Annotated in this window: 1 protein-coding gene and 1 pseudogene; one reads left to right on the forward strand and one right to left on the reverse strand. The window is 66.4% G+C overall.

What is annotated here, in order from left to right; genetic code table 11:
- Window positions 1–531 (reverse strand): annotated as a pseudogene (locus tag FYM52_RS18510) (lysophospholipid acyltransferase family protein); the annotation flags it as partial.
- Between the two features lie 127 nt (window positions 532–658).
- Between FYM52_RS18510 and metK the strand changes: the two are divergent.
- Window positions 659–1,843, forward strand: coding sequence for a methionine adenosyltransferase (metK, locus tag FYM52_RS18515; RefSeq protein WP_154165148.1), 1,185 nt, complete (start codon window positions 659–661; stop codon window positions 1,841–1,843).
- Window positions 1,844–1,977 lie beyond the last annotated feature (134 nt).

Below are 1,977 nucleotides of genomic sequence, written 5' to 3' on the forward strand. Positions count from 1 at the left end.
CTGGTCGGGCAGCAGGCCCACGGCCGCGCCCTTGCGCAGCGCCTTGATCATCTGGCGCACGCCCGCCAGCGTGGTGGGCACGGCCTGCACGCCGCTGCGGTTGCGCGCAGTCAGCATCATCTCGGCCAGCCAGGCCTGCTTGGCGGGGCGGTAGAGGATGGTGATCGGCCCATGCTGCGCCGACCACTGCCGCGCCGCGCCCTGCACCGACAGCTCGAAGCAACCCAGGTGCGGGGTCAGGAACAGGATGCCCTTGCCGCGCGCCCAGGCCTGCTCCACCACCTCGGCACCATGCACGGCGTTGACCGCGGTGTCGCGCAGCCACAGGCGGGGCAGCTCCGTCACCATGCGCCCGGCATGGCCAACCGCGGCCCGCACCTGGGCGAAGCGGTAGCCCGCCTGCCGGCTATTGGCGGCAAAACGGCGCCGGTAGGTGGGCGAGCAAGCCCAGGCCAGCCAGCCCAGGCACGCGCCCAGTGCGTGCACCAGGGGCAAAGGCACCACAGAGAGGAAACGAAAAAGCGTTGACATGTACAATGTGCGGCTGTCGCCGAGTTAACAGAGCAACTTGCAGGGCGACGTAAAAAAAGACTGCTAAAGCGTTCGCCCGACTTCTGTCAGCCGAGGCAACGCAATTGCCAAGACAGGAGTTTATTCAATGGCGAACGACTTTCTCTTCACCTCGGAATCGGTCTCTGAAGGCCACCCCGACAAGGTGGCGGACCAGATTTCCGATGCGATCCTGGACGCAATTTTCACCCAAGACCCCCACAGCCGCGTGGCTGCCGAGACGCTGACCAACACCGGTCTGGTGGTATTGGCCGGTGAAATCACCACCGGCGCCAACGTGGACTACATCCAGGTGGCGCGCGACACCATCAAGCGCATCGGCTACGACAACACCGAATACGGCATCGACTACAAGGGCTGCGCCGTGCTCGTCGCCTACGACAAGCAAAGCCAGGACATCGCCCAGGGCGTGGACAAGGCCAGCGACGACGAACTGAACACCGGCGCCGGCGACCAGGGTCTGATGTTCGGCTATGCCTGCGACGAAACGCCCGAGCTGATGCCCGCGCCCATCTACTACGCGCACCGCCTGATGGAACGCCAGGCCCAGCTGCGCAAGGATGGCCGTCTGCCCTTCCTGCGCCCCGACGCCAAGAGCCAGGTGACCCTGCGCTACGTCGACGGCAAGCCCCACAGCATCGACACCGTGGTGCTGTCCACCCAGCACAGCCCCGACCAGTCGGAAACCGCCACCAAGATGAAGGCCTCGTTCACCGAAGCCATCATCGAAGAGATCATCAAGCCCGTGCTGCCCTCCGAGTGGCTGCTGGACACCAAGTACCTGATCAATCCCACCGGCCGCTTCGTTGTCGGCGGCCCCCAGGGTGACTGCGGCCTGACCGGCCGCAAGATCATTGTGGACACCTACGGCGGTGCCTGCCCCCATGGCGGCGGCGCCTTCTCCGGCAAGGACCCCACCAAGGTGGACCGCTCGGCCGCCTACGCCGCCCGCTACGTGGCCAAGAACGTGGTGGCCGCCGGCCTGGCACGCCAGTGCCAGGTGCAGGTGGCCTACGCCATCGGCGTGGCCCGCCCCATGAACATCACCGTGTACACCGAAGGCACAGGCGTGATTCCCGATGCGGAAATCGCCAAGCTGGTGGCGGCGCACTTCGACCTGCGCCCCAAGGGCATCATCCAGATGCTGGACCTGCTGCGCCCCATCTACAGCAAGACCGCCGCCTACGGCCACTTCGGCCGCGAAGAGCCCGAGTTCACCTGGGAGCGCACCGACAAGGCTGCCCTGCTGCGCGCTGCAGCGGGTTTGAAGTAATTCAAACCGCCGCGCGGACAAGGCGGAAGCGGTCCGTGGGCGAAGCCCATATCGCGCCCGCGATGTGAACCAAGACCCACGCACCGACAAGGCCACCCTGCTGCGCGCCGCGGCCGGCCTGAAGCCAGCCCCCA

The sequence above is a fragment of the Comamonas sp. CAH-2 genome, assembly GCF_009668305.1.
GTDB classification, from domain to species: Bacteria; Pseudomonadota; Gammaproteobacteria; order Burkholderiales; family Burkholderiaceae_C; genus Comamonas; species Comamonas aquatica.

Excerpts from the sequence above, each read along its gene's own strand:
- metK (WP_154165148.1), top strand. The coding sequence starts at position 659 with ATGGCGAACGACTTTCTCTTCACCTCGGAATCGGTCTCTGAAGGCCAC.